The 1,513-nt window shown below is 30.1% G+C and carries 2 protein-coding genes; both read right to left on the bottom strand.

Going from position 1 to position 1,513, the window contains the following annotated elements:
* Positions 1-110: 110 nt before the first annotated feature.
* The gene (locus AB671_RS18680) at positions 111-692 is read right to left on the bottom strand and encodes a hypothetical protein (RefSeq protein WP_066681865.1); all 582 of its coding nucleotides are present in this window, start codon (positions 690-692) and stop codon (positions 111-113) included.
* A 6-nt stretch (positions 693-698) separates the two neighbouring features.
* Positions 699-1,513 (bottom strand): hypothetical protein (locus AB671_RS22530; RefSeq protein WP_185114150.1); only part of this gene is annotated, 815 nt, incomplete at its 5' end.

The raw sequence follows: 1,513 nt of genomic DNA on the forward strand, positions 1-1,513 counted from the left end.
ATTATTAATAGAACAACAAGAAAATCATCATCATTTTTGAAAGAATCAATAATATATGGTGAAAAAAGACTAATGAAGTTAATATGATTTATCATCCCGTTAGCTGGTGTTTATTTATTTTCCTTTTTAGCTTTTACTTCTTGCAATTGTTTTTTAATACCCTCAGGAAACCAAGGTAAAACAGGGTCTTGTTTATACTGTTCGTACACTTCATCAGGATTTAGAAATGTTTCTGGAAGATTAAGTTTTTTTAGTCTAGCTTTGAAATCAGACTCTTTGTCAAAATACTGAAGCTTTTTGTCTTGAGTATTTAAGATGAACCATTTTTGGGGCATATTAAAATCTGGAATTTTATCATCTTTATATTCAGATTTATAACCATATATAAAATTTTCTACTACATTAAAATATACTAAAGGTGATATATTTCCGCCTAATTCGTTGTCAATCCCACCTAAATCCGTATCAAGTAACCATTCTCTTGGATTTCCTACTTTTAATATTTTAAAAGGTTTAATCAAAGGAAATACAGGAGTATTCCCTAAATCTGTATAGGAATAGTAAAACTGATCAATTCCTGCTTCTTTATATGAGTAATCTGGTATATGCATTTTTTCTTTTATATTATTTTTTACTTTATTACAATTTTGAAAAGTAAAAAAAATGACGATTAAAAAAATTAGTTTTTTCATATTTTCTTATTGTGTATCACGAATCCATTTTAAACGATCTTGCTCCATTTTTTCTTTCCACTTTTTCATACCTTCCTCAATAATTTTGTATCCATTAGCTTTCCATTCAATATCTTTCTTTGAATATTGATTATTCCAGTTCCCTTTAACTTTCATTAAATCATTTCCGCCTGCAATGTCGTGATAAAGAAACCCTGTTATAATACTTACTACATCGTATTCTATACTTCTTTCTCCAGCAGAAGAAGGTCGTAAGTCAAAAGTATCTTCGAATAAATGATTTATTATTGCATTACCCTCTTTATCAACATTAATTTGAGAGCTTACAGCAATACTCCTGAGTAACCAGGTTAATTCATTGGCAGCCACTTTCCAGGTATCTCTGTATTTTGTACTGAATGGATTTTTAAACTGATCCAGCATATCTCCTTTGGCTCTTTTTCCTCCCAATTGAATACCTTTATTATCTCTAAATATAATTTTTTCTTTTCCGTATTTAGGATGATTTACAATTTTTCCTGCAATTTCTTTCTCATATTTAACAAATTCAGGATCTTCATTAATCATCTTAATTAGCCTTTTGCTATTGCTAATATCTACTTCACCACTTTGCAGCATAGAATAAATCCCTGCTTCAAAAAGGTTGTTAATATTTCCATCTGTAAAACCAATAGATTTTGCCAGACTTTGTCTTGCACCATGTGCCCAGCCTGAACCGTCATATTCTTTGTCACCTCTTGCCCAATCTACAATATCAGTGTACCAGTGTTTTGTAATTTTCAGTTCTTCTTTGGCTTGGTCTACCCATTTTTTTATTCCTG

The sequence above is a fragment of the Chryseobacterium sp. BGARF1 genome (assembly GCF_001677955.1).
Taxonomy (GTDB): Bacteria; Bacteroidota; Bacteroidia; order Flavobacteriales; family Weeksellaceae; genus Chryseobacterium.

Excerpts from the sequence above, each read along its gene's own strand:
- AB671_RS18680 (WP_066681865.1), bottom strand. The coding sequence starts at position 692 with ATGAAAAAACTAATTTTTTTAATCGTCATTTTTTTTACTTTTCAAAAT.